Source organism: Desertihabitans aurantiacus, from assembly GCF_003344635.1.
Taxonomy (GTDB): Bacteria; Actinomycetota; Actinomycetes; order Propionibacteriales; family Propionibacteriaceae; genus Desertihabitans; species Desertihabitans aurantiacus.
In genome coordinates this window covers 1-1,484 of the sequence record NZ_QPKK01000479.1, presented here as the reverse complement: position 1 = coordinate 1,484, position 1,484 = coordinate 1, and the positions used below count along the sequence as shown (strand labels likewise).

Sequence of the window (1,484 nt, the reverse complement as noted above, 5' to 3'; positions counted from 1 at the left end):
GGCCGGCTCGCTGCCGCCGGCGGCCCGTCGTGCGCTCCGCGTCGAGCACGACCTCGACCAGCTACGAGCGATCGGCGCCGGCTCCGACGCCGACCTCGACGCGGTGCGTGCCGGCGCCGGCGACGACCCGGACTGCGCCGTGCTGTTCACCTCCGGCGCCACCGGACCGCCCAAGGGGGTGGTGTACCGGCTGAGCCAGATCGGCGCCCAGCTGGAGGTGCTGCGCGAGACGATGGGCTTCGGCCCGGAGGACCGCTTCGTCGCCGCATTCGCCCCGTTCGCCCTCTACGGCCCGGCGCTCGGCGTTCCGGCGGTGGTGCCCGACATGGACGTCACCGCCCCCGCCACGCTGACGGCCAGCACGCTCGCCGCGGCGGTGGATCGGGTCGGTGCCACCGTCGTCTTCGCCTCCCCCGCCGCCCTGGCCAACGTGGTCGCCACCGCCGACGCGCTGGACGCGCGGGGACGCCGGGCGCTGGCCGGGGTGCAGCGGCTGATGTCGGCCGGGGCGCCGGTGCCGGCCGCACTGCTGCGTCGGGTGGCGGCCGTGGTGCCGGCGGCCGAGCTGCACACCCCGTACGGGATGACCGAGGCGCTGCCCTCCACCGACATCACCCTGGCGGAGATCGAGGAGGCCGGGGTCGGCGAAGGGGTCTGCGTCGGACGGCCGCGGCCCGGCGTCGAGCTGCGGATCAGCCCGCTGCCGGCGACGCCCGACGAGCCCGACGGCGACCCCACCGAGAAGCCCGGGGTGACCGGTGAGATCTGGGTCGGCGCCGCCCACGTCAAGGACCGCTACGACCGGCTCTGGGCCACCGAGGACGCCGCCCGTCCCGCGCCCGGCTGGCACCGCACCGGCGACGTCGGCCACCTCGACGAGGCCGGCCGGCTGTGGGTGGAGGGACGCCGGGTGCACGTGGTGCACACCGCCGGCGGCCCACTCACCCCGGTCGGCGTCGAGCAGCGGGTGGAGGCGCTGGACGGCGTCCGGCAGGCGTGCGTTGCCGGCGTGGGACCGGTCGGCACGCAGCAGGTGGTGGTCGTGGTGGTGCCCGAGGAGGTCCCCGGACGCCGTCCGGCGCTGCTGGCCCCGCCCGAGCTGGCCGCCGCGGTGCGCCGGGTCGCCGGTGTCGACGTGGCGGCGGTGCTGTGCGTCGCGGCGTTGCCGGTCGACATCCGCCACCAGTCCAAGATCGACCGGACCGCGGTGTCGGTGTGGGCCGGACGGGCGCTCGCCGGCCGGCGTCCCGGCCGGCTGGTGCGGGGGCTGCGCTGATGAGGGTGCTGGTGACCGGGGCGAGCGGGATGCTCGGCCGGCTGGTGGCCACGGCGCTGGTGGCGCGTGGGGACGAGGTCACCGTGCTGCAGCGCGGACCGGCCGCGGTCGAGGGCGCGCGGGAGCGCCGTGGGGACGTGCGCGACGCGGCCGCCGTCGCGGCTGCGGTGGCCGGGCAGGACGCCGTGGTGCACCTCGCGGCGAAGGT

At 77.8% G+C, this 1,484-nt stretch carries 2 protein-coding genes; both read left to right on the top strand.

Translation table 11 applies throughout. The features are described 5' to 3' along the window. Nucleotides 1-1,276 (top strand): AMP-binding protein (locus DVA66_RS20360; RefSeq protein WP_157974205.1); only part of this gene is annotated, 1,276 nt, incomplete at its 5' end. Beyond that, nucleotides 1,276-1,484, top strand: a 209-nt coding sequence (locus DVA66_RS20355) for an NAD-dependent epimerase/dehydratase family protein (RefSeq protein ID WP_157974204.1), incomplete at its 3' end; no start/stop codon positions are given. The genes DVA66_RS20360 and DVA66_RS20355, both read left to right, overlap by 1 nt.